Annotated in this window: 17 protein-coding genes; 10 read left to right on the top strand and 7 right to left on the bottom strand. The window is 45.0% G+C overall.

Going from position 1 to position 21253, the window contains the following annotated elements:
• Positions 1-9: 9 nt before the first annotated feature.
• The 3 genes from MUK70_RS28860 to fumC all read right to left on the bottom strand — a co-directional run bounded on the left by MUK70_RS28860 (position 10) and on the right by fumC (position 3002).
• Complete coding sequence (locus MUK70_RS28860) at positions 10-951, bottom strand: D-2-hydroxyacid dehydrogenase (RefSeq protein WP_234603875.1); 942 nt, start codon at positions 949-951, stop codon at positions 10-12.
• Positions 952-988: 37 nt separating this feature from the next.
• Positions 989-1510, bottom strand: a complete 522-nt coding sequence (locus tag MUK70_RS28865; RefSeq protein WP_234657872.1) for a HEAT-like fold family protein — start codon at positions 1508-1510, stop codon at positions 989-991.
• Positions 1511-1601: 91 nt separating this feature from the next.
• On the bottom strand, positions 1602-3002 hold the full coding sequence (gene fumC, locus MUK70_RS28870) for a class II fumarate hydratase (RefSeq protein ID WP_234603872.1): 1401 nt from the start codon (positions 3000-3002) through the stop codon (positions 1602-1604).
• A 146-nt stretch (positions 3003-3148) separates the two neighbouring features.
• Between fumC and MUK70_RS28875 the strand changes: the two genes are divergently transcribed.
• From MUK70_RS28875 to MUK70_RS28915, 9 genes are all read left to right on the top strand, one after another.
• Entirely contained in the window at positions 3149-3883 is a 735-nt protein-coding gene (locus MUK70_RS28875; RefSeq protein ID WP_234657873.1) for a glucosamine-6-phosphate deaminase, read from the top strand.
• 97 nt (positions 3884-3980) lie between these two features.
• Entirely contained in the window at positions 3981-5105 is a 1125-nt protein-coding gene (locus MUK70_RS28880) for an acyltransferase family protein (RefSeq protein ID WP_234657875.1), read from the top strand.
• A gap of 350 nt (positions 5106-5455) precedes the next feature.
• Positions 5456-7777 carry a 5-methyltetrahydropteroyltriglutamate--homocysteine S-methyltransferase gene (gene metE / locus MUK70_RS28885; RefSeq protein ID WP_234657878.1) on the top strand — a complete coding sequence of 774 codons (2322 nt, stop codon included), beginning with the start codon at positions 5456-5458 and terminating at the stop codon, positions 7775-7777.
• 75 nt (positions 7778-7852) lie between these two features.
• Complete coding sequence (locus tag MUK70_RS28890; protein ID WP_234657880.1) at positions 7853-8239, top strand: acyl-CoA thioesterase; 387 nt, start codon at positions 7853-7855, stop codon at positions 8237-8239.
• 182 nt (positions 8240-8421) lie between these two features.
• Complete coding sequence (locus MUK70_RS28895) at positions 8422-9375, top strand: hypothetical protein (protein WP_234657882.1); 954 nt, start codon at positions 8422-8424, stop codon at positions 9373-9375.
• A gap of 348 nt (positions 9376-9723) precedes the next feature.
• Positions 9724-11586, top strand: coding sequence for a carbamoyltransferase family protein (locus MUK70_RS28900; RefSeq protein WP_234603861.1), 1863 nt, complete (start codon positions 9724-9726; stop codon positions 11584-11586).
• Between the two features lie 28 nt (positions 11587-11614).
• Positions 11615-12736, top strand: a complete 1122-nt coding sequence (locus tag MUK70_RS28905) for an SGNH/GDSL hydrolase family protein (RefSeq protein WP_234657883.1) — start codon at positions 11615-11617, stop codon at positions 12734-12736.
• A 71-nt stretch (positions 12737-12807) separates the two neighbouring features.
• Positions 12808-12957, top strand: coding sequence for a DUF5989 family protein (locus MUK70_RS28910; protein WP_169719989.1), 150 nt, complete (start codon positions 12808-12810; stop codon positions 12955-12957).
• 75 nt (positions 12958-13032) lie between these two features.
• Positions 13033-13395 (top strand): SxtJ family membrane protein, encoded by a 363-nt coding sequence (locus tag MUK70_RS28915; protein ID WP_234657885.1) that lies wholly within the window; start codon positions 13033-13035, stop codon positions 13393-13395.
• Positions 13396-13407: 12 nt separating this feature from the next.
• On the opposite strand, the gene MUK70_RS28920 is transcribed toward MUK70_RS28915, so the two are convergent.
• From MUK70_RS28920 to MUK70_RS28935, 4 genes are all read right to left on the bottom strand, one after another.
• A complete protein-coding gene (locus MUK70_RS28920) occupies positions 13408-14319 on the bottom strand; it encodes a Ppx/GppA phosphatase family protein (protein WP_234603858.1) in 912 nt (303 codons plus the stop codon).
• 94 nt (positions 14320-14413) lie between these two features.
• Complete coding sequence (locus MUK70_RS28925; RefSeq protein ID WP_234657887.1) at positions 14414-15823, bottom strand: hypothetical protein; 1410 nt, start codon at positions 15821-15823, stop codon at positions 14414-14416.
• Positions 15813-16427, bottom strand: coding sequence for an RNA polymerase sigma factor (locus tag MUK70_RS28930; protein ID WP_234603856.1), 615 nt, complete (start codon positions 16425-16427; stop codon positions 15813-15815). Before MUK70_RS28930 ends, MUK70_RS28925 begins: the two co-directional genes overlap by 11 nt.
• 276 nt (positions 16428-16703) lie before the next feature.
• Positions 16704-17180 (bottom strand): Lrp/AsnC family transcriptional regulator, encoded by a 477-nt coding sequence (locus MUK70_RS28935; protein ID WP_233797213.1) that lies wholly within the window; start codon positions 17178-17180, stop codon positions 16704-16706.
• Between the two features lie 192 nt (positions 17181-17372).
• On the opposite strand from MUK70_RS28935, the gene metH reads away from it, so the two are divergent.
• On the top strand, positions 17373-21197 hold the full coding sequence (metH, locus tag MUK70_RS28940; protein ID WP_234657888.1) for a methionine synthase: 3825 nt from the start codon (positions 17373-17375) through the stop codon (positions 21195-21197).
• Positions 21198-21253: the final 56 nt, after the last annotated feature.

Raw genomic sequence — 21253 nt, forward strand, 5'->3', positions numbered from 1 at the left:
GATGATTGCTTAATAACCTCTGCGCAGATTCACTTCATTGACAATATTCCCGCCATTCTCCATTGCAAAAATATTATTCAGGAATAAATCCACTTTACCCATGTGCTCATTGCTGTGTCCACCACCGGTGTGTTGCGTCAGGATTACATTCTCCAAAGTCCAAAGTGGGCTGCTTTCCGGCAAAGGTTCGATTTCGGTCACATCCAAAACGGCGCCATCCAGGTAACCTGATTGCAGCACGTCGATCAATGCGTCTTCGTCTGTCGTGCTGCCTCTGCCTACGCTTGCATACACGCTGCGTTCTTTCATTTTGGAAAAGAATGTTTGATCAACAAAATGCTGTGCGGTTCCGGGCAGCGTGTTAATTACCAGATCTGCAAAAGGCAGCTCGGTGAAAAGTTCTTCTTTGCTGTGAAGGTCTGCCTCCCGCGAAGTCCGGGCCATGAGATGGGTGTTGCAGCCAAATCCTTTCAAAATTGTATTGACGGCCAAACCAATTGTCCCTGCTCCCAGGATGACCACATTCTGCTTGTATAGAATTTTAAGTTCAGCTCTGAGTTTCGATCCGACCCATTCCGACTTCTGTTTCAGCAATGTCAGCGTATCCAGGCCACGGTATAACGCAAGCACGCCGCCCACAATGGACTCGGCGCAAGGGCGTGCGAACCAGTCGCCCATATTGGCCACCTTCACGCGCTCTTGAATGTTTACAGTTGCATACTGGTCAAATCCAGCCGAATCAAGCTGCCAGAATTTAAGATTATCGGAAGCATTGTCAAACCATTCAACCGGCGGGTTGCCAAGGATATAATCTGCTGTTTTGAAGGCTGCCAGGCTCTCATCCTCAGTTGATGTCCCGGTACGAAAATGAACGTTATGATGGGGTTGCAGTGCTTCACTGAGGTTTTTTCTCAGCGAATCGTCCAGCATGGAATAGCAGTATATAGTCATTTGCTGTTTTTGTTTTAAAGAAGTAAAGTAAGCTGTTTTACCTGTGTTGAGGATGCTTTTGCTTTTTAATGTTGGCCAGAATTTTCTTTCCTCTTGCCCTGAACGCAGGCGTTTCGAACTCCATCGCCTCCTCAATAATTATGCCCAGTTCATTTTTAATTTCGGGATAAATTTTTGAAAAATTGTATAACACTGTAAGCGAAAATGCCCTGATCGCAATCGCTGCTTGCCGGTTTTGGATAAATTCAAAACACACATCCATCACCCGGCCATGCAGATCTTCCGGGATTTCAACTTCCTGAAGAATACGGACGCTGTTGCGGATGACGGCATCATGGATATCTTTTCTTTCGAGCTGGTCCACCAGTGAACCTATGTGCGGCTCCATCAGATCCGGTCGCTGGCGGCCTGCCATGCCGACGCTGTAAGCCGCGCGCTGGGCAAGCCTGAAATGGTCCGAAAGAAAACATTGCATTAATTCAGCAAAATGTGCAGGATCCAGGCAAGCGTATGCTGCAACTTCGGCCGCTCGTCTTTTGGACTGAATTGGATCTGCCATCAAGGTGTTTTTGATATTCATAGCCGGGCAAGTCCTAAAATCAAATGCTCCGCCAGGTTTGACGGAGCATTTGATTACATTGGATTAAAAACTATTTATTGTCTCCTACCATATCTTCCGGTTTCACCCACGCATCAAACTCGTCCGGCGTCAGGTAACCCAGCGCAACAGCGGTTTCTTTCAATGTCGAGCCATTTTTATGGGCTGTCTGAGCGATTTCCGCAGCTTTGTAATAACCAATTTTTGTGTTTAAAGCCGTAACCAGCATGAGCGAATTGTTCACGTGCTTCTTAATGTTCTCATGCAAGGGTTCAATGCCCACGGCGCAATTATCATTAAAGGAAACGCAAACATCGCCGATCAGGCGTGCCGAGTGCAGGAAGTTGTAGGCCATCAATGGTTTGAACACGTTCAATTCAAAATGTCCGTTCGAGCCACCGATGCCAATCGCGACATCATTACCCATCACTTGTGCCGCCACCATTGTCATGGCTTCGCATTGTGTTGGATTCACTTTCCCAGGCATAATAGAGCTTCCTGGCTCATTATCAGGAATATGGATCTCACCAATGCCGGAACGCGGGCCTGATGACAGCATGCGGATGTCATTACCGATTTTCATCAAACTCACAGCAACGGTTTTTAACGCGCCGTGTGCTTCTACGATCGCGTCGTGTGCTGCTAATGCTTCAAATTTGTTTTCAGCGGTGATAAATGGCAGTCCGGTTAATATGGCAATGTGGCGTGCAACATTTTCCGAATAGCCCTCGGGGGTGTTAATACCCGTTCCAACAGCCGTCCCACCCAATGCAAGTTCCGAAAGGTGCGCCAGTGTGTTGTAGATCGCGCGTAAGCCATGGTCCAGTTGAGACGCATAACCCGAAAACTCCTGTCCTAATGTAAGCGGGGTCGCATCCATAAAGTGCGTACGACCTATTTTAACGACGTTTCTGAAAGCCTCGGATTTGGCTTTTAATGTATCTCTCAGCTTAACAATGCCCGGAATAGTTACATCCACGAGAATTTTATAAGCAGCAATGTGCATGGCCGTTGGATATGTGTCGTTAGAAGACTGTGACTTGTTCACATCATCGTTCGGATGAAGGAATTTTGTTTTATCAGCCAGCTCGCCCCCTTGCAATACGTGTCCCCGATAAGCGATCACCTCGTTACAGTTCATATTCGATTGCGTTCCCGAGCCCGTTTGCCACACGACAAGCGGAAACTGGTCGTCGAGTTGTTCGGTCAGAATCTCGTCACAAACCTGACCGATAAGGTCACTTTTTTCTTTTGGAAGGATGCCTGCCTCGTAGTTGGTGATAGCTGCGGCTTTTTTCAAATATGCAAATGCCTTGATGATTTCTTTAGGCATTTTGTTGATATCCTGGGCAATAGGAAAGTTTTGGATCGAGCGTTGCGTTTGTGCGCCCCAGTAAACATGAGCTGGCACCTGCACTTCACCCATGGTATCTTTTTCTATACGGTATTCCATTTTTTGATTAGTGAGAATGAACAATCGGGATTATGCGGTAAAGTTAGGATTGGACTCTCAGTTTTTGGTGTTTTTCAAGGATAAATGTTTCTTTCCCGAAAAGAATGTCTGTATTATGAATTTTTCAAACACTTTTTATTTAAATTATGAAACCAAAACTCAACGTTTACCAGGATTATAAAGCAATGAGCCTAGCCGCGGCCGAGCGTGTAATGGCTCTACTTTCCAAAAAACCCACCGCGGTTATTTGTCTGCCGTCCGGCAGCACACCTCTTGGCATGTTTGAAATTTTGGTATCTGCAAACCAAAAAGGCATGACTGATTTTTCCCAATGCGTTTTCATCGGCCTTGATGAATGGGTCGGTTTCGGAGCGGAGGATGATGGGGGATGCAGAAATTTATTGAATAAAGATTTTCTCAAACCTATTGGTTTACGCGAAGACCAGATCGTGTTTTTCGATGGAAAAGCGATTGATCCGGAGGAAGAATGTATGAGAATTAATAAGATTGTTGCAGGTCTTGGCGGCCTGGATTTGATCATCCTGGGCGTGGGCATGAATGGACATCTAGCCCTCAATGAGCCGGGAACGCCCTGGGACAGTTATGCGCATGTTTCGGAGCTGGAAAACGTAACTAAAGAGGTTGGACAAAAATATTTCAAGCGGCCAACAGTTATTAGTCAGGGAATTACGGTAGGGATCCGGCACATTATGGAGGCAAAAACAGCCATCCTCATGGCCTCGGGAAGTGCGAAAGCGCCGGTTATTCAACGTGCACTGGCATTTCCGGTCACAACAGCGTTCCCGGCGACGGCTTTGCAAAATCACATGAATGCTGAGTTTTTGCTGGATGCGGAGGCGGCGAAGGGGATAGAACATTGAGATACATAGTAAGGAATAGCTGATAGTCAGCCTGGTGAAGCGTATTCGTTTTAGTGGAGTGTAATTTTATTTATAGCGGACTAATCCTTATGAATAAATGCAAAAACAACAAGAATATTTCAGGCAACTGGATGGCCTGCGCGCAATTGCGATCATATTGGTCATCCTTTTTCATTGGTTTCCGGAAGGAGAGGGGATTAATGTGCTGGCGAACGGACCGCTTGGCGTCACATTGTTTTTTGTCCTGAGCGGGTTCCTGATCACGCGGATTTTGCTTGTGAGCAAGGCTTCTGTTGAAGAAGCAGGCCTTGCTCAAACCTATAAGAATTTTCTGTTACGGCGGGGTTTGCGCATTTTCCCTTTGTATTACTTTCTGCTTTTTGTAATCTGGCAAGCGAAGTCTATTCCTTTTATACCAACCATTAACACCGATTTTTACACTTATCCTGCACACTACATTCTTTATATCTCTAATTTCCTTTTGGAAAAAACCGCAAACTGGTCGGATCTTTTATCCACATTATGGTCGCTTTCGGTCGAGGAGCAATTCTATCTTTTCTGGCCATTGATTATCCTGAGCGTTCGGGTGCGTTTCATTAAAAACGTAATTGCCGGTACAATTGCTCTCGGGATTATCAGCAGGCTTCTGCTGTCTTTTTTCGGGCATAACCTGGGCGTATTAATGCCGACTTGTCTGGATGCATTTGGCCTTGGCGCACTGTGGGCCTATGTTCTTGTCTATGACAGGTCGCCCGAAATTTTTCTCAGAAAATTAAACATTTTCGCTGCGGGCGGGCTGACATTCTTTTTGTTCTTCTGTCTGACGCACGCAGATTCTGTGCTGGTAACATTGTTTTTTCGGACTTCAATGGCCGTTTTTTGCTTGTTCTTTGTCGCGCATGCAAGCCACGGAAATGGTTTTAGATCTGTTGCTGGAAAAATTCTCAATCATTCCGCATTACGATACATTGGCAAGATTAGTTACGGACTTTACATATATCATATGGTTGTGCCGTCAATCCTGTTGCCGCTTCTGATCAAAATATTCCAGAGAATTCTCAAAATTGAGATCATCCTCACCGAAGCTATGGGAAAAGTAGTAAGCCTTGCGCTGGTCATTGCCGTTGCTTCGCTCTCCTGGTTCTTTTTTGAGTCACCCATCAATGGCCTCAAAAAATACATTAACCTACGCACCGTGCGGATGCAGGTTAACAGACATTGATGCCGGATCTGTGCCAATAAAATTCACTTTTGGGTGAATGTAATATGCGTTAAAACAGATATTTTATCCTGCCCAAAATATTAATTGTAACCGCTTTCACTTAAATCGTGACAGGAATGGCGATCGGGAAATTTTCATTTTAATTTTACCACGTTCTTTGTGAACGCCCGTCAATCGGGGCAGCGATTTTTGCTGTTGGAGCCCTCATCCAGCAAGCGGAATCGAAAAGAACTGTGTGCAAGTTATGCGCATTCGTGCTACTGTAAGTAATGATTCTGTAACCGGCAGAAGATGTTTTACCGATGGGGGGTGTTTCACAGGGGTTTTACTAACTCTTAAACACAATGGTAATGTTATCACACAATCTCGGCTACCCGCGTGTGGGAAGCCACCGCGAACTCAAAAAGGCCAGCGAGCAGTTCTGGGCTGGAAAAATCGACAGGGAGGAACTCCAAAAAGTGGCCCGGAAAATCCGGCATCAGAATTGGGAGACGCAAAGGAATGCAGGCATTGATCTGATTCCGTCTAATGATTTCTCTCTTTATGACCATGTTTTAGATACGTCACTGATGGCGGGAGCCATTCCCGGGCGCTATCACCAGCTGCTTGATGGCAAATCCAACCGCGAGCTGGATCTTTATTACGCGATGGCCCGCGGCGTCCAGCGCGACGGTGTGGACATTAAGGCCATGGAAATGACCAAATGGTTTGATACAAACTATCATTACCTGGTGCCCGAGTTTACCATAAACCAAAAATTCAGCCGATATTCTGATAAAATCATCCTCGAATTTGAAGACGCGCTGCAAAAAGGGATTTTGACCAAACCCGTGCTGGTCGGGCCGGTTACTTATTTGTTATCAGGCAAAGAAAAAGAGGCTGGTTTTGACCGGATTGACCTGCTGGACAATCTTCTGCCCGTATATATTTCTATTTTAAAAGAACTTGCATCCCGCGGAGCCGAGTGGGTTCAACTGGACGAACCTGCATTGGTTCTGGATTTAACTGAAAAAGATAAGTTGGCTCTGCAAAGCGCATACACACAGATCCGGGAAGCGTTACCAAAGTTAAAAGTGCTGGTAACCTCGTATTTCGGCGCTTTGGAAGATAATTTGGGCACAGCAGCAAGCCTGAACATTGACGCATTGCACATCGACCTCACGCGCGGCGCAGAAACATTGCCTCAAATTCTGGCAGATCAGGCATTTTTCGCTTCCACCAAAAAGCTTTCTCTGGGTGTTGTGGATGGCAGAAATATCTGGAAAAATGATTTACAAAAATCACTGGATTTTATCAAGAGCGCTGTTGAAGTTCTGGGAGAAAACCGCGTAATGATAGCGCCTTCTTCATCATTGCTGCATAGCCCGCATGATTTGGAACTGGAAAAAAATGAAGCAGTGCTGACGCCGGAAATCAAGAACTGGATGGCTTTTGCAAAACAGAAATTGGATGAAGTAGCAACATTAAAGCGGCTGGCCACAACGGATTGGGCCACTGATGAGGCTTTTATTGCCAATCAGCAAGCGATTGAAACCAGGAGGAATTCCGCTTTGATTCATAAGCCTGCGGTGAAAGCGCGTGCGCAAAGTGTGAAGGAAAGTGACTTCGAAAGACAAAATGCTTTTCCGGTCCGTCAGGCTATCCAGATTAAAAAGTTACAACTGCCATTATTTCCCTCAACCACAATCGGCTCGTTTCCGCAAACGGACGAAGTGCGCCAGCTGAGGGCAAATTTGAAAAAGGGAACATTAACCATTGAAGAATACGAAGCCAGGATCAGGGAAGAAATTGTGAGCTCCTTGCGCTGGCAGGAAAAGCTGGGCATCGACGTGCTGGTGCATGGCGAGTTCGAGCGGAATGATATGGTTGAATATTTTGGCGAAAGCTTGTCGGGATTTGTTTTCACGCAAAACGGCTGGGTGCAGAGTTATGGCAGCCGTTGTGTAAAACCACCCGTCATTTTTGGAGATGTGGAACGTCCCGAAGCGATGACCGTAAAATGGTCGGCATTCGCGCAGGCCAACTCTGAAAAATTGGTAAAAGGCATGCTGACGGGCCCGGTAACCATTCTGCAATGGTCATTCGTGCGGGATGACCAGCCGAGAAAGGATACCGCATTCCAGATCGGGCTTGCGATTCGAGATGAGGTGGTGGACCTTGAAAAAGCGGGCATTAAGGTCATTCAAATCGATGAGCCGGCTATTCGCGAAGGCTTGCCGCTGCGCAAACATGCGTGGAATAATTATCTCAAATGGGCTGTTGATGCATTCCGGCTGAGCGCCGCCGGTGTTGCGGACCAGACGCAGATCCATACGCACATGTGCTATTCCGAGTTCAATGACATTATCGATTCCATTGCCGCCATGGACGCAGATGTGATTACGATTGAAACTTCGCGATCGCAGATGGAGCTGCTGGATGCATTTGCCAATTTTAATTATCCCAATGAAATCGGGCCGGGCGTTTACGACATTCACTCGCCGAGAGTGCCTACGGTTGATGAAATGATCGCTCTACTGGAAAAAGCATTGAAAGTAATTCCCGCCAGGAACCTTTGGGTTAACCCCGATTGCGGCCTTAAAACCAGAAAATGGCCCGAGACGGAAGCTGCCCTGCAAAACATGATTATCGCCGCGAACATCTTGCGCGAATCTGTTCCCGTAGCGCATTAAGCCAAGGTTATCAAGAGTCAGGAGTAACTATTCCTGACTCTTTTTTACATTTGTCAAATTAAATGAACCACTGTTTTGACATTAGAAGAAAAGATTCTTGCCTCCGAAGCACGCGTTTTTAAAACCGTTTTTCCCAATAATACCAATCATTACGACACCCTTTTTGGTGGAACAGCACTGTCCATGATGGACGAAGTTGCGTTCATTGCGGCCACCCGTTTTTCAAGGTTACGTTGTGTCACAGTCTCATCCGACCGCATTGATTTTACCCATCCTATCCCGGCAGGAACCATTATTGAGCTCGTAGGGCGCGTGGAAACAGTTGGGAACACAAGTATGAAAGTCAGGGTGGACATTTTTGTCGAGAAGATGTATGAAGAGGGCCGGGAGAAGGCTGTAACAGGTATTTTCACATTTGTAGCGCTGGACGAGCATCACAAACCAACAAAAATTGTAACCTAAAAATCCAAAACGAGTCTCTGCTCGTATATGGCACAACCGATACAGTTGAAAGGAGCCTGTTCTTTTTAACAAACAGCCACGTATCGGATTATGTCAGAATGAGTTGGCGTCCGTTCCTCTTTTCGTTAATATTCTTTTTTTTTCTTTTCGTTATCACTGAAATAATTCTCAGGATAGCATTAATGTGCTATGGCTATCCGCTGTTGAAACCAGGTGATTATTTGTATTCCGGCTTCTATCCCACAATCAAGGAAATGATCGGTAAAGACATTCGAAATGATGACGACATTCAGGATGTCCTCATTCTTGGCGGATCTGTGATCAGCACGCCTTGGTCTAATATGGAAGCCCGGCTGGACACCATCCTGCGTAAAAAATATGGCAACGCAAAAAAGTTTGCTTTTTACAACACCGCCGCCGCCGGACATACTTCCCTGGATAATCTGATCAAATATAAATTGTTGGCAGGCAAAAGCTATGACCTTGTCATTTATTACGAAGCCATCAATGAAAACCGCGCAAACTGCATCCCCGATAAAGATTTCCGGGCTGATTACTCGCACATTAAGTGGTATAGCGACATTTATCTTTTACAGTCGCACCCGGAGATAAATTATACCGTAATTCCTTATGTATGTCATCTGGTAACGAGGGGGATAAGGGATAAAATGGACAGAAAAGTATATGCAAGCCAGGAGCAGGTGGATCCTGCGTTTGCAAAATTTGGGGCCAAGATTAAAACCGCTGCATCTTATCAAAAAAACCTAAGCGGCATCATTGATCTATCTAAAAGACGCGGCGATGCATTGCTGCTGCTCAATTACGCTTCCTACTTTCCCGAAGGCGTAAAACTTACCGGTGAACAGAAGGATATGGATCATTTCGCAGGGTGCCATTACGCATCTCCCGTAACGATCTGGGGCGAGGCGAACAATGTGAAAAAGGGCATTGACAAGCATAATCAAATTCTTATCAACATGGCAAAACGGAGCGGCAAGCATTTCTTTGATATGGCGAGAAATATGCCGCAGGATGGAAGTTTTTTTTGCGACGTCTGCCATGTAAGTGAGCGGGGAGCGCAACATTTCTCCAATAAGCTGGCAACATTTATTGTTGATTTTAAGCTTCTGGAATAACATATCGTAAACGGCAGATGACATTTATTCAAAATCCATTTCCTTATTTTTGCCGTTTGTATGGTTTCCCAGGTTCAGCACGCGGAAAGCCTTACATGGTATTTGGAATAATTAATCCGGTTAAATTACAAAACCGTTGAATCGTTCTCTTTTGTGTAAATATGGATAATACCTAATTTGTGTCAACTTTTGCTAGCTTTGTCGTCAATTTAAGGATAAAGTGCTATCGATTTTCTGTAAGATATTGAAAATCAAAAATATATAAGACTTGTTCAGGAAAACACACTATTGCCATCTGGTTTAAATGTCTCCGGAAGCGTTCTTAGTGGTAAATTATTAATTAGGTAAATGAAAATTCTAGGTATTTCAGCTTTTTATCATGATTCGGCAGCAGCCCTTATTGATAATGGAGAAATTGTTGCAGCAGCGCAGGAAGAGCGCTTTACCCGAAAAAAACACGATCCGGGTTTTCCTTCCGAAGCCGTAAGATTTTGCCTAGAATACGGCGGATTAACATTAAATGAACTGGACGCAATCGTTTTTTACGACAAGCCACTTCTGAAATTCGAACGACTTCTTGAAACCTATTACGCATTTGCACCCAGAGGCGTGAGGTCATTTTTAACTGCAATGCCGGTTTGGATCAAAGAAAAGATGTTTTTAAAACGTCTGATCAATGAAGAGCTGGTCAAGTTGGGTTATGACAAAAAGAAAAAAGTAAAGCTTCTTTTCCCTGAACATCATTTGTCGCACGCGGCAAGCGCCTACTATCCTTCACCATTTGAAAAGTCGGCTATTCTGACTATTGATGGCGTTGGTGAATGGGCAACAGCCTCGATTTGTTTGGGCGAAGGAAAAGATATCAGCATTTTAAAAGAGCTGAGATTTCCACATTCGTTAGGACTTTTATATTCTGCATTCACATATTTTCTTGGCTTCCGGGTTAATTCCGGAGAATATAAGTTAATGGGCTTAGCGCCTTACGGCAACCCAACTTCTCCTGATATTAAAAAATATGAGGATATCATTCTCAAAGATCTGATCGAGTTAAAGGAAGACGGTTCTGTGTGGCTGAATCAAGATTATTTTGATTACGCAACCGGCTTGAAAATGGTGAATGAGGACAAATGGGAAGCACTTTTCGGTTTCAAAACAAGAAGACCTGAAGACGCGCTTGAGCCCGTTCATTGTAACCTCGGCCTAGCAATTCAGAACATTACAGAAGAAGCGGTGATCCGGATGGCAAAAGAAGCGAAGAGGCTTACTGGCGCAGATTACCTGTGTATGGCTGGTGGCGTTGCATTGAACTGCGTTTCGAACGGTAAGCTGCAGAAAGCCAACATTTTCAAAGATATTTTCATCCAGCCAGCTGCAGGGGATGCCGGTGGTGCATTAGGCGCTGCGCAGGCTGCGTATCATATTTTCTTCGGTCAGGAAAGGAAAATCACCTGGAAGGCTGATGCCATGAGAGGTTCTTACCTCGGACCAACATTCTCCGATCTGGACGTGGCTTTAACCGCCAAAAAATACAAAGCGGTCTACACGCATTACGAAAATTTCAAAGACCTTTCTGTGGACGCGGCCAAATTGCTTTCCGAAGGGAATGTGGTAGGCTGGATTCAGGGAAGGATGGAGTTCGGACCGCGTGCATTAGGCGGAAGAAGCATTTTAGGAGATCCGAGAAACGCTGAAATGCAGAAAAAGTTGAACCTCAAAATCAAATATCGCGAGTCGTTCCGGCCATTTGCACCTTCTGTCTTGGCAGAGGATTGCGCAGAATATTTCGATTACGATGGTATTTCGCCTTATATGCTGCTGGTTCACCCGGTTGCAGAGGGCAGACGCAAACCGGTTCCCGCTAATTATGATTCATTGGACCTGCGTGAAAAGCTATATTTTGAACGTTCGGACTTGCCTTCGATTACGCACATTGACTATTCTGCGCGTATCCAGACCGTTCACAAGGAAACCAATCCAAGATATTACGAGCTCATTAATTCTTTCAAGGCGCTTACGGGTTATGCCGTGATCGTGAACACCAGTTTCAATGTCCGCGGGGAGCCGATCGTTTGCACGCCAAATGATGCTTACCGCTGTTTTATGCGTACAGAAATGGATTACCTCGTAGTTGGTAATTTCATTTTTGACAAAAAACAACAGCCTGAATGGCTTGAAAAGGACAATTGGAAGGAAGAATTCGTTCTGGATTAATCGCCTTGAATATCAGTAACATACACAAATGACTTCTAAAATAGTTACAAGCGTAATTCGCATTTTATTTCTCGGCTTACTATTCATCTTCCTGTTCTATCCCGACAGATTTGACATAAAATTTGAATACCCCGGTTTTCCGCAGGCAGATAGCTGGTATGTTCGGCTGGCGAAATTTGCCTTCTGGTTTTTGCTCATCATTGAAATCCTCAGGATTTTCTATTATGGCGTTGTAAAAAGTAAGGCAAAGGGGATTTTGGCCAACATTGTCACGATCACAGTTCCGCTACTTGTCACGCTTATCTTCCTGGAAATCATATTCATGTACATACCTCAAAGCCACGAAGGCGTGCTTTCTAAGGCTTCACAGATATGGTGGGAGAAATACTGGAAACCTATTAATTCGCTGGGTTATCATGACAAAGAAATCAAAAAAGAACCCGGCAAAAAAAAGATTTTGGTCATTGGCGATTCGTTTGCAGCCGGGCATGGTTTGAAAGATGTGAACGAGCGGTTTTCAAATCAACTGGAAGCTTCACTGGGAGCCGATAAGCATTCTGTTTATAATTTGGGAATGTCCGGTGCCGATACGCGTGACGAGGCAAAAAGGCTTGTAGAATTCCCGGTAAAGCCAGACGTTATCGTTCTCGAATATTTCCCTAACGACATTGAGAAAGTCGGTCGCGAAAAAGGTCTTTCACTCTCAGGTGCAGAACCTTATGCGGATCTGAAAGGGCCGATGGCAACATTGGTGAAGCGTTTTTATCTGCCCAATTTTATCTATTGGCAGTTGCCCCACACAGGTTTCAGTACATTTGAAAAATTTGTTCAAACTGCCTACACGGATACAACGGTGCTTAATGCGCATCTGAGAGATCTTTCCAAAATGATCGACTACCGCGACAGCACGGGTGCTAAAATGTATGCCGTGTTTATCCCATTTCTGTTTCAGGTGGATAAAAGTGCAGGTTATACCAAGCCTGTTGAAGATTATCTGCGTTCCAAAGGCGTGACCGTAGTGGGCATTAATGATGGTGTTCTGAAAATTCCTGAAAAGGAACGTGTTGTAGGAAAGAACGACGGACACGGCAGCGCAACATTAAATAAGCTGATCGCAGACAGGCTTACAGAAGCTATGAAGAAGCCTTAATGATAATATAATGAGAAAATAGTATTAAAAAATATTGAAATATTTATCTTTGAAATAAAAACACAAAAGAAATGGATTTTTTGACAGACTTGTTTGCCTTTATGAAGGAGCGTAAGAAATGGTGGTTGGCTCCTGTGATTGTCGTTTTGCTACTTATCGGTGTTCTGATTGTTATCGGTGGAGGTTCAGCGGTGGCTCCGTTCATATACACCTTATTCTAACTCGCCGACGATTAGACTTTTTAGATATGCAATGGTTTCGAAAGCCACTGCATTTAATTATCCCCAATATTCAAAATGAGTGAATCAGATAAGGCCAAAGCACAGTTGGTCATCGTTACCGGTTTAGTAGTCCTTTACTTTATTTTTAAATCACAATATTTTCTGATCGCTGCGGCAGCAGTTGGCATGTTAAGCATTGCCATTCCCGCGGCAGGCGACCTGATCGTAAAAGGCTGGTATAAGATTGCAGAAATTTTGGGTGCTATTAATGGACGAATCCTTTTGTCGCTCGTCTTCTTCGTGGTTCTTTTTCCGGTTGCAGCTATTGCAAAGTTGGGCAAGAAAAACCCATTAGCATTGAAACGCGAAGCTAAGGACTCCGTTTTCGTTGAAAGAAACCACAAGTATTCCGCTAAGGACCTTGAACACGTTTGGTAGCCCCGACAATTTTTACGCTGACAAAGGCCCGGGCTTAACCTCGGGCTTTTTTTTGCGGCAAGCCCGATCATATAGTAGTTGCAGCATCCCATCTTTAAGGCCCACATCAGGCACGTGGATCACCGTGGCGCCTGCCCACTTCATTGCAGAAGTGTAAATGTCGCCAGCAGGCACAATTACATCCGCACGGTCCGGGTTGAGTTGCAGCTTATTAATGCGTTCTTCCAATGTAAAAGAAGCAATGTAATCGCGCATTCTTTCGATTTCATCCAGGCTGGTGGAGCTTTCGGATAATTTGGACGATAAGTCAAAGAGTTTGTTAATGTTACCTCCCGTTCCAACGGCTTCGATAGGCAAAGAGTAATCAACATATTGATTAATCCATTCCTTAATCTTCAACCAGGAATTTTTAGATTCTTTTCCTTCTAAAAGCCTTACTGAGCCTAATTTGAATGATTTTGCAGCAATCTTTTGCCTGTCCTTATAAACATTCAGCTCCGTGCTGCCGCCACCTACATCAATGTGAATATACTGGCCTTCACTAAGCGATTTTACAACCACATTATTAACCAGTTCCGCTTCTTTTTGCCCATCTATAATTTGAATATGGATGCCTGTGCGCTGCTGAATGTGTTCACGGACTTCGTAACCGTTGTCGGCTTCGCGCATTGCAGAGGTTGAGCAAGCCATGTAATCGTCCACCTCATGAAGTTCCATCAGCAGTTGATAGGCAAGCATCAGCTTCATCATCCGATCCTCACTGTTGGGGCTTATCCGACCTTCCGTGAAAACATCATGACCAAGCCTTAGAGGAAAACGAACATATTCAACTTTCTTAAAACGGGAAATTCCCTCGTCATGCAGTACCGAAGATATTTGCATGCGGGCACCATTGGATCCAATATCTATTGCAGCGAATTTCAAAAGCTATGTATAATAGGGGAGTAAATAAAAGCCAAAAATAGGACTTTAAGGAACAACATTCTACTTATTATTCCTGAAAGTTGAAGTTGGCTGTTTACATTTTTCCCCCTATCTGATACATCAGCTTAACCTTGACGCCTGGTCCTGCGGACTGGCTCAGTGGTGTAAGCTGGTTGAAGTAGGCGTACAGATATCCCTCTGCCTGCACCACGATCGGATACCAGGTTTTTTCGAGACCCATGGTCAAATTGACAGAACTGATCAGAGGCACGTCTGATTTTGCCTCGAAATGCTGGTTCATATACGCATAATTCGCACCCTTGGCATCGAAGGAAACCTTCTCTTTTGCAGACACTGTAAAGTTTGTCCCCGCGCCCGCATAATAGGCCCAGTTATCTTTAATGTTATTTCGGAATGCAACGGTTAAAGGAATTTGCACAACCGTTGGGTCAACTCTGATATTATAAACCTTCAAGGCAACAGGCACTTCACCCGGATGCTCGCCACGGAAGTCCCGGCGGCTTTTTTCGCGGAACAACTTCTCGTTAAAAAACTCCATGGGCTTTACTTTCAGCCAGCTTATTCCCGCTGAAATTGAAAACTTCCTGGCAATCAGGACTTCGCCACTCACACTTTTTGTCTTGCCTACACCATCCGTCGCGATGCCCGCCCCGAAGCGGTATGGCACTTTCAGATCCAATTTTGGAATAATAGTTTCCGCTTGTGCAACCTGCTCGGTTTTCTTGCCGGATGCGGGTAATGCCGATTTTTGAATGTTGGAAGCCAGCAATGCTTGTTGATACTGGTGTTTGGAAATGCGGTTTACGAGATTGTATTTCATCTTGTTCACATCAAAACGGTTGTTGTGAATGTCGACGGGTTGCTGCAAGCCCACCTGAATGCCCGCAGGGATGGTAAGCCTTTCTGCACCAGCGCTGGATTGAACAAAGTTATCATTGTTGCCCGCAGAGCCGGAACCACCGTCGACATTGGCAAGGCCTGGATTTGAAGACGCAGCAACAATGTCTGAGACCGGTTGTGCGAGGTTTTCGGCACGTCTGTTGTTGGCGTTAGCTCCTCCTCTGCTAATAACTGTTTTCCGACTTGCCAATGTGCCCTTCGGAGCGATAGGGATGTCATTATCTGCTGCGGAAAGCGCTATCAGCTCATCCGAACCATCCCCTTTTTTAATGAGATATACCGTATCCGGTTTTTCAGCAAGGGTCGGCGCATTTTTAATGGCTTCGATCTGATGCTGGAGTTTTTTTACATCTGCTGTAAGATGATTGTTCTGCGTGCGCTGGCTCACATACATAAACGCCATGACCATCGAAACCGAAGCTGCGGCGGCGTACCCGATCCATGAACTGTGTTGCTGCCAGAAACTTGGAGGACTTTGGGCTCGCATATAACGCTGCATATTAGCCCAGTCTTTCTCTTGAAAGTCAGGTTCAATACTTTCTAATTTCCGGCGTATAGTATCCTCAAATTTATTAGTTTTCATTTCCTCTGAATGACTTTACAGCCCAATCACTTGGGAAGAGATTTGGGTAATATTGTTTGACTAAATGCTGCAAACGTGCCCTCGCACGAACATAATGTGAGCGAACCGTGGCCTCATTGATTTGCAGCAGATCTGCTATTTCACGATGGTTATAGCCATCGACTACATAAAGTAAGAACACATTTTTGTAAACCGGCTTGATCTTCTGGATCAGTTCCAGTATCTCGTCAGCCGTGATCTGGCCGATTATATCTTCTTCAAACTTGGGATAAGGGGCGTCTTCCAAGGAAATCATGTCCTCGCTGTGCTTCTTGTGCTTGCGATAATAACTGATCGCCGTATTCACCATGATCGTCCGCAGCCAGGCCTTGAACGGATGATTGGAATCGTATTTACCTAAATTATTGAAAACCTTCAAAAAACCCTCATTCAAAACTTCTTCCGCCTCTTCGGTTGTTGATGTGTAACGCAGACAGATGCTTTTCGAATAGCCGAAAAACTGTTTATATAAATGTCTTTGTGCCTGGTTATTGCCAGCAATGCACGCAGCAACGACTGTATCAAAGTCGTTCTCGTCAAAAGATATTTTTCGTCCGAAGAGCAAAGTTAGAGGATCAGATTGTCAGGGATTGAATTCTTTATAAGGATTACGGACATTGCCATAATTCTGTTGCAAAAGTTGACAATAATATTTTCAAGTCGTTCAAAATCAATCTTAAAAAACGTTAAAGCCGTTTTAGGGTCAAAAAAGTCCTTTGTTTTGCAACAACTGCTTTGTGACTGGCGTAAATAATTATAGGAATGTTACCGACATTCGAAGACGTTAAAGAATTTTGTTAGGGGTGAGTTGGAATACGGCCTGGAATTTCCGGTGCCGTATTTATTTTTTCTGGATGTGCATTTCCAGGGCTGACGAGTTCTTGATCTCCCCCATGACAAACAGGCTGTGCGTGCTTCCTATGTTTTCGAGCGAGCCGAGCTTTTGCATTAAAAACTGCTGATATTGAGACATATCATCGACCACAACTTTCAGCAAAAAGTCGTAGTCCCCGGAAATATTAAAGCATTCCATCACTTCCGGCATCGCGACAACGGCCTTCACAAATTTTTCCCCCATTGATTTGGAATGCTCTTTCAACGCAATGTTGCAGAAGGCCATAAGCTTCTTTCCAACCTTTTCCCGGTCAACGAGTGCAACATATTTTTTAATGATCCCTTCTTTCTCCAATCTTCGTACCCGCTCATACACAGGTGTATAAGACAGATTTAACTTTTCTGATAATTCCCTTGTTTTCAAGGTGGCATCCTGTTGCAAATAATGCAGGATTTTAGCGTCCGTTTCGTCAGGATTATACATAGATAGAATATCTTTATTCACTTTTTCATCGGGTCGAATATAGATAAATAATTTAGCCAATTGAGTATTGGCAGACTATTAGTCTAAATTTTTGGAAAATCTTGAACAAAACATCTATTAAGCTAAATTTGCTTTCCAGTTGACATTGGAATTCTTTCGCATAAATTATTTTGTTAATACAAATACAACACAATGGTAGCAACGCAAAAAGCAGATATTCGTGAAATCCTGAAAAATCGTATTCTGGTACTTGACGGCGCTATGGGCACGATGATCCAGCGATACAAATTGGAGGATCATGACTACAGGGGGGATCGCTTTGCGGACTGGCCACGTGATGTGAAGGGAAATAACGACTTGCTTTCACTGACCCGCCCGGACATTATAAAAGCTATCCACGCTGCTTACTTTGAAGCCGGAGCGGACATTGCAGAAACCAATACATTTTCCGGAACAACCATCGCCATGGCCGATTACGGCATGGAAGAACTGGTTTACGAGCTCAACTTCGAGTCGGCCCGCCTCGCCAGGGAAGTTGCGGATGAGTTTACCGAAAGAGATCCCGACAAGCCGCGATTTGTAGCGGGCTCCATGGGCCCAACAAACCGGACAGCGTCATTATCGCCTGACGTTAACAACCCGGGTTATCGCGCTATCAGCTTCGATCAGCTTGTAGAGGCTTATTATGAGCAAATTAAGGGCTTGACGGACGGCGGTTGCGACGTGCTGCTTGTTGAAACCATATTTGATACACTCAATGCGAAAGCTGCGCTTTTTGCAATTGATAAATTTTTTGTTGATGCCAAAAATGGTAAGGTGGAACGCTTGGATTCCTGGAGAAACAATCCCGGCGAAGCATTGCCGATTATGATTTCCGGAACGATTACAGATGCGTCGGGAAGAACATTGTCGGGCCAGACCACGGAAGCATTTTTAACTTCTGTTTCACATTTACCTTTATTGTCTGTTGGCTTGAACTGTGCATTGGGAGCAGATTTAATGCGTCCTTATGTGCAGATCCTGGCAAAAGAAGCGCCGTTTTTCACTTCGGCGCACCCGAATGCAGGGTTACCCAACGAAATGGGCGAGTATGACGAGTCACCAGAGCAAATGGGCGAGGTTATTGACGGATTTTTGAGGGACAATCTGGTCAATATCATCGGCGGTTGCTGTGGAACGACGCCCGATCACATTCGCGTCATTGCGGATTTGGCTGTTAAATATAGCCCGAGAGAATTGCCTTCCACCGAAACGGTTATGAAATTGTCAGGATTGGAGCCGGTTAAGATCAATCAGCTGAGCAATTTTGTAAACATTGGTGAACGTTGTAATGTGACTGGTTCAAAGAAATTTGCCCGGCTAATTCGTGAAGGCAAATACGACGAAGCGCTCGCTATTGCCCGTGAACAGGTTGAAAGCGGCGCGCAGGTGATTGACGTTAACCTGGACGAAGGGATGATCGACGGCGTTGAAGCCATGAAAACCTTTGTAAATCTCATCGTCTCCGAACCTGACATTTCCAAAGTGCCGTTAATGATCGACTCTTCTAAATGGGAAGTCATCGAATCAGGTTTAAAATGTGTGCAAGGCAAGTCGATCGTGAACTCCATTTCTTTGAAAGAGGGCGAAGAAAAGTTCAGGGAATCGGCAAGAACTGTGTTGCGCTATGGCGCAGCAGCTGTTGTAATGGCCTTTGACGAGCAAGGCCAGGCGGATAATCTGGAACGACGTATTGAAATTTGTTCCAGAGCTTACCGCATTTTGACCGAAGAAGTTGGTTTCCCGGCTGAGGACATCATTTTTGATCCGAACATTCTGACCGTCGCAACGGGCATGGAGGAGCATAACAACTACGCCGTTGACTTTATCAATGCCGTTCGCTGGATTAAAGAAAACCTGCCGCATGCAAAAGTCTCAGGTGGAGTTTCCAATGTTTCTTTCAGTTTCCGTGGAAATGAGCCCGTTCGTGAAGCGATTCACACCGCGTTTTTGTATCACGCAATTCGCGCCGGCATGGATATGGGCATTGTGAATGCTGCGCAAATTGGGATTTATGATGAAATCCCGAAGGACGTGCTGGAACTGGTCGAAGATGTGCTGCTCAACCGCCGTGCAGACTCAACGGAACGCCTCGTAACATATGCCGAAACTGTAAAAGACAAAGGCAAAACGCAAAGCGGTCCGGATCTTTCATGGAGACAATTGCCTGTAAAAGAGCGCATTTCGCATTCTTTGGTTAAAGGAATTTCGGATTATATTGACGAGGATACAGAGGAATGCAGGCATTTGTTCACCAGACCATTGGAGGTGATTGAGGGCCCTTTGATGGACGGAATGAGCATTGTCGGCGATCTTTTTGGGGAAGGTAAAATGTTCCTGCCGCAGGTCGTTAAATCGGCGCGGGTGATGAAAAAAGCGGTTGCTTATTTGCAGCCTTACATCGAGGCAGAAAAGAGTGAAGGTAACAATTCAGCCGGAAAAATTTTACTGGCAACAGTGAAAGGCGACGTGCACGACATCGGTAAAAACATTGTCGGCGTAGTGCTGGGCTGTAACAATTACGAAATTATTGACCTCGGCGTAATGGTGCCGACGGACAAAATCCTGGCCGCTGCCATCGAGCACAATGTCGACATTATAGGCCTTTCCGGGCTGATCACACCTTCGCTGGATGAAATGGTGGGCGTTGCCAAAGAAATGGAGCGCAGGAATTTAAAAATGCCGCTTCTCATCGGTGGAGCAACCACGTCGCGTATACATACAGCGGTTAAGATCGACCCTAACTATTCAGGTGCGGTGATCCATGTTCTGGACGCTTCAAGATCTGTTCCGGTTGCGGGTAAGCTTATTCAAAACGATGAAAGTCAGGCAAATGTATTGTCGGACATTAAGGCTGAATATGCCAAGCTGCGCGAAGATCATGCGAAAAGAGGCGGTGAGAAAGCACATGTTGCCATTGACAAAGCGCGCGAAAATAAAGCGAAAATTGACTGGACAAACTTTAAAGCGACCAAACCACAATTCCTGGGAACAAAGGTTTACGATGATTATAGCTTGGCAGACATTGCCAAATACATCGACTGGACGCCATTTTTCCAAACCTGGCAGCTGCATGGTAAATTCCCCAAGATTTTTGAAGATAAAGTGGTAGGGGCGGAAGCGGTCAAATTGTACGAAGATGCAGCGGTTCTTTTAGGAGAAATAATCCGCGACAAAACTTTAAAAGCCAAGGCCGTAATTGGTTTTTGGCCAGCCAATGCAATTCAGGACGACATTGTGTTGCATCATTTTGAAGAAGAAACACGTGAGGTGCCTTGCGAAAGACACGGTTCGCACCAGCATATTGAATATAAAATCAGCCAGCACGCAACGGAAAATCTGAATGCAGGCGAACTGGTGGCTGATACGGCGGCGGTTCTGCATCATTTGCGTCAGCAAAGCCAGAAGGCTTCCAATCTGCCTAATTATTGTTTGTCCGATTTCGTAGCGCCGCTGGAAACAGGCCAGACTGATTACATTGGCGGATTTGCAGTAACTGCGGGCATCGGCATCGAGGCGCTTTTGGATAAATACGAAAAGGATCACGATGATTATAACAGCATTATGGTTAAAGCGCTGGCAGATCGCTTGGTAGAAGCATTGACGGAGTTAATGCATGAGCGCGTTCGTAAGGAAATTTGGGGTTATGCCAAAAACGAAACATTCAGTAACGAAGATCTCATCAAGGAAAGCTATACAGGCATCCGTCCTGCGCCGGGATATCCCGCCTGTCCGGACCACACCGAGAAGCGCATGCTGTTTGATTTACTCGATGCTGAGCAGCTGGGAATCACATTAACTGAAAGTTTTGCGATGTACCCTGCAAGCAGCGTGAGCGGCTGGTATTTTTCTCATCCTGAAAGCCGCTATTTCCCTGTGGGTAAGATATTTAAAGATCAGGTTCAGGATTATGCAAGGAGAAAAAACATGCCTTTAGAAGAAATTGAAAAATGGCTTTCGCCGGTCTTGGGTTATTAAAATATTAATAGTTAAGGTTCATTGGGAGAACGGGGCGACCTGTTCTCCTTTTTTTA

The organism is Dyadobacter chenwenxiniae (assembly GCF_022869785.1).
GTDB classification, from domain to species: Bacteria; Bacteroidota; Bacteroidia; order Cytophagales; family Spirosomataceae; genus Dyadobacter; species Dyadobacter chenwenxiniae.

What these genes read in the sequence shown, in the direction of transcription:
- MUK70_RS28900 (WP_234603861.1), top strand. Translation starts at nt 9,724, where the DNA reads ATGAAAATTCTAGGTATTTCAGCTTTTTATCATGATTCGGCAGCAGCC.
- MUK70_RS28905 (WP_234657883.1), top strand. Translation starts at nt 11,615, where the DNA reads ATGACTTCTAAAATAGTTACAAGCGTAATTCGCATTTTATTTCTCGGC.
- MUK70_RS28915 (WP_234657885.1), top strand. Translation starts at nt 13,033, where the DNA reads ATGAGTGAATCAGATAAGGCCAAAGCACAGTTGGTCATCGTTACCGGT.
- MUK70_RS28860 (WP_234603875.1), bottom strand. Translation starts at nt 951, where the DNA reads ATGACTATATACTGCTATTCCATGCTGGACGATTCGCTGAGAAAAAAC.
- metE (WP_234657878.1), top strand. Translation starts at nt 5,456, where the DNA reads ATGTTATCACACAATCTCGGCTACCCGCGTGTGGGAAGCCACCGCGAA.
- MUK70_RS28910 (WP_169719989.1), top strand. Translation starts at nt 12,808, where the DNA reads ATGGATTTTTTGACAGACTTGTTTGCCTTTATGAAGGAGCGTAAGAAA.
- MUK70_RS28875 (WP_234657873.1), top strand. Translation starts at nt 3,149, where the DNA reads ATGAAACCAAAACTCAACGTTTACCAGGATTATAAAGCAATGAGCCTA.
- fumC (WP_234603872.1), bottom strand. Translation starts at nt 3,002, where the DNA reads ATGGAATACCGTATAGAAAAAGATACCATGGGTGAAGTGCAGGTGCCA.
- MUK70_RS28895 (WP_234657882.1), top strand. Translation starts at nt 8,422, where the DNA reads ATGTGCTATGGCTATCCGCTGTTGAAACCAGGTGATTATTTGTATTCC.
- MUK70_RS28880 (WP_234657875.1), top strand. Translation starts at nt 3,981, where the DNA reads ATGCAAAAACAACAAGAATATTTCAGGCAACTGGATGGCCTGCGCGCA.
- MUK70_RS28925 (WP_234657887.1), bottom strand. Translation starts at nt 15,823, where the DNA reads ATGAAAACTAATAAATTTGAGGATACTATACGCCGGAAATTAGAAAGT.
- MUK70_RS28935 (WP_233797213.1), bottom strand. Translation starts at nt 17,180, where the DNA reads ATGTATAATCCTGACGAAACGGACGCTAAAATCCTGCATTATTTGCAA.
- metH (WP_234657888.1), top strand. Translation starts at nt 17,373, where the DNA reads ATGGTAGCAACGCAAAAAGCAGATATTCGTGAAATCCTGAAAAATCGT.
- MUK70_RS28865 (WP_234657872.1), bottom strand. Translation starts at nt 1,510, where the DNA reads ATGGCAGATCCAATTCAGTCCAAAAGACGAGCGGCCGAAGTTGCAGCA.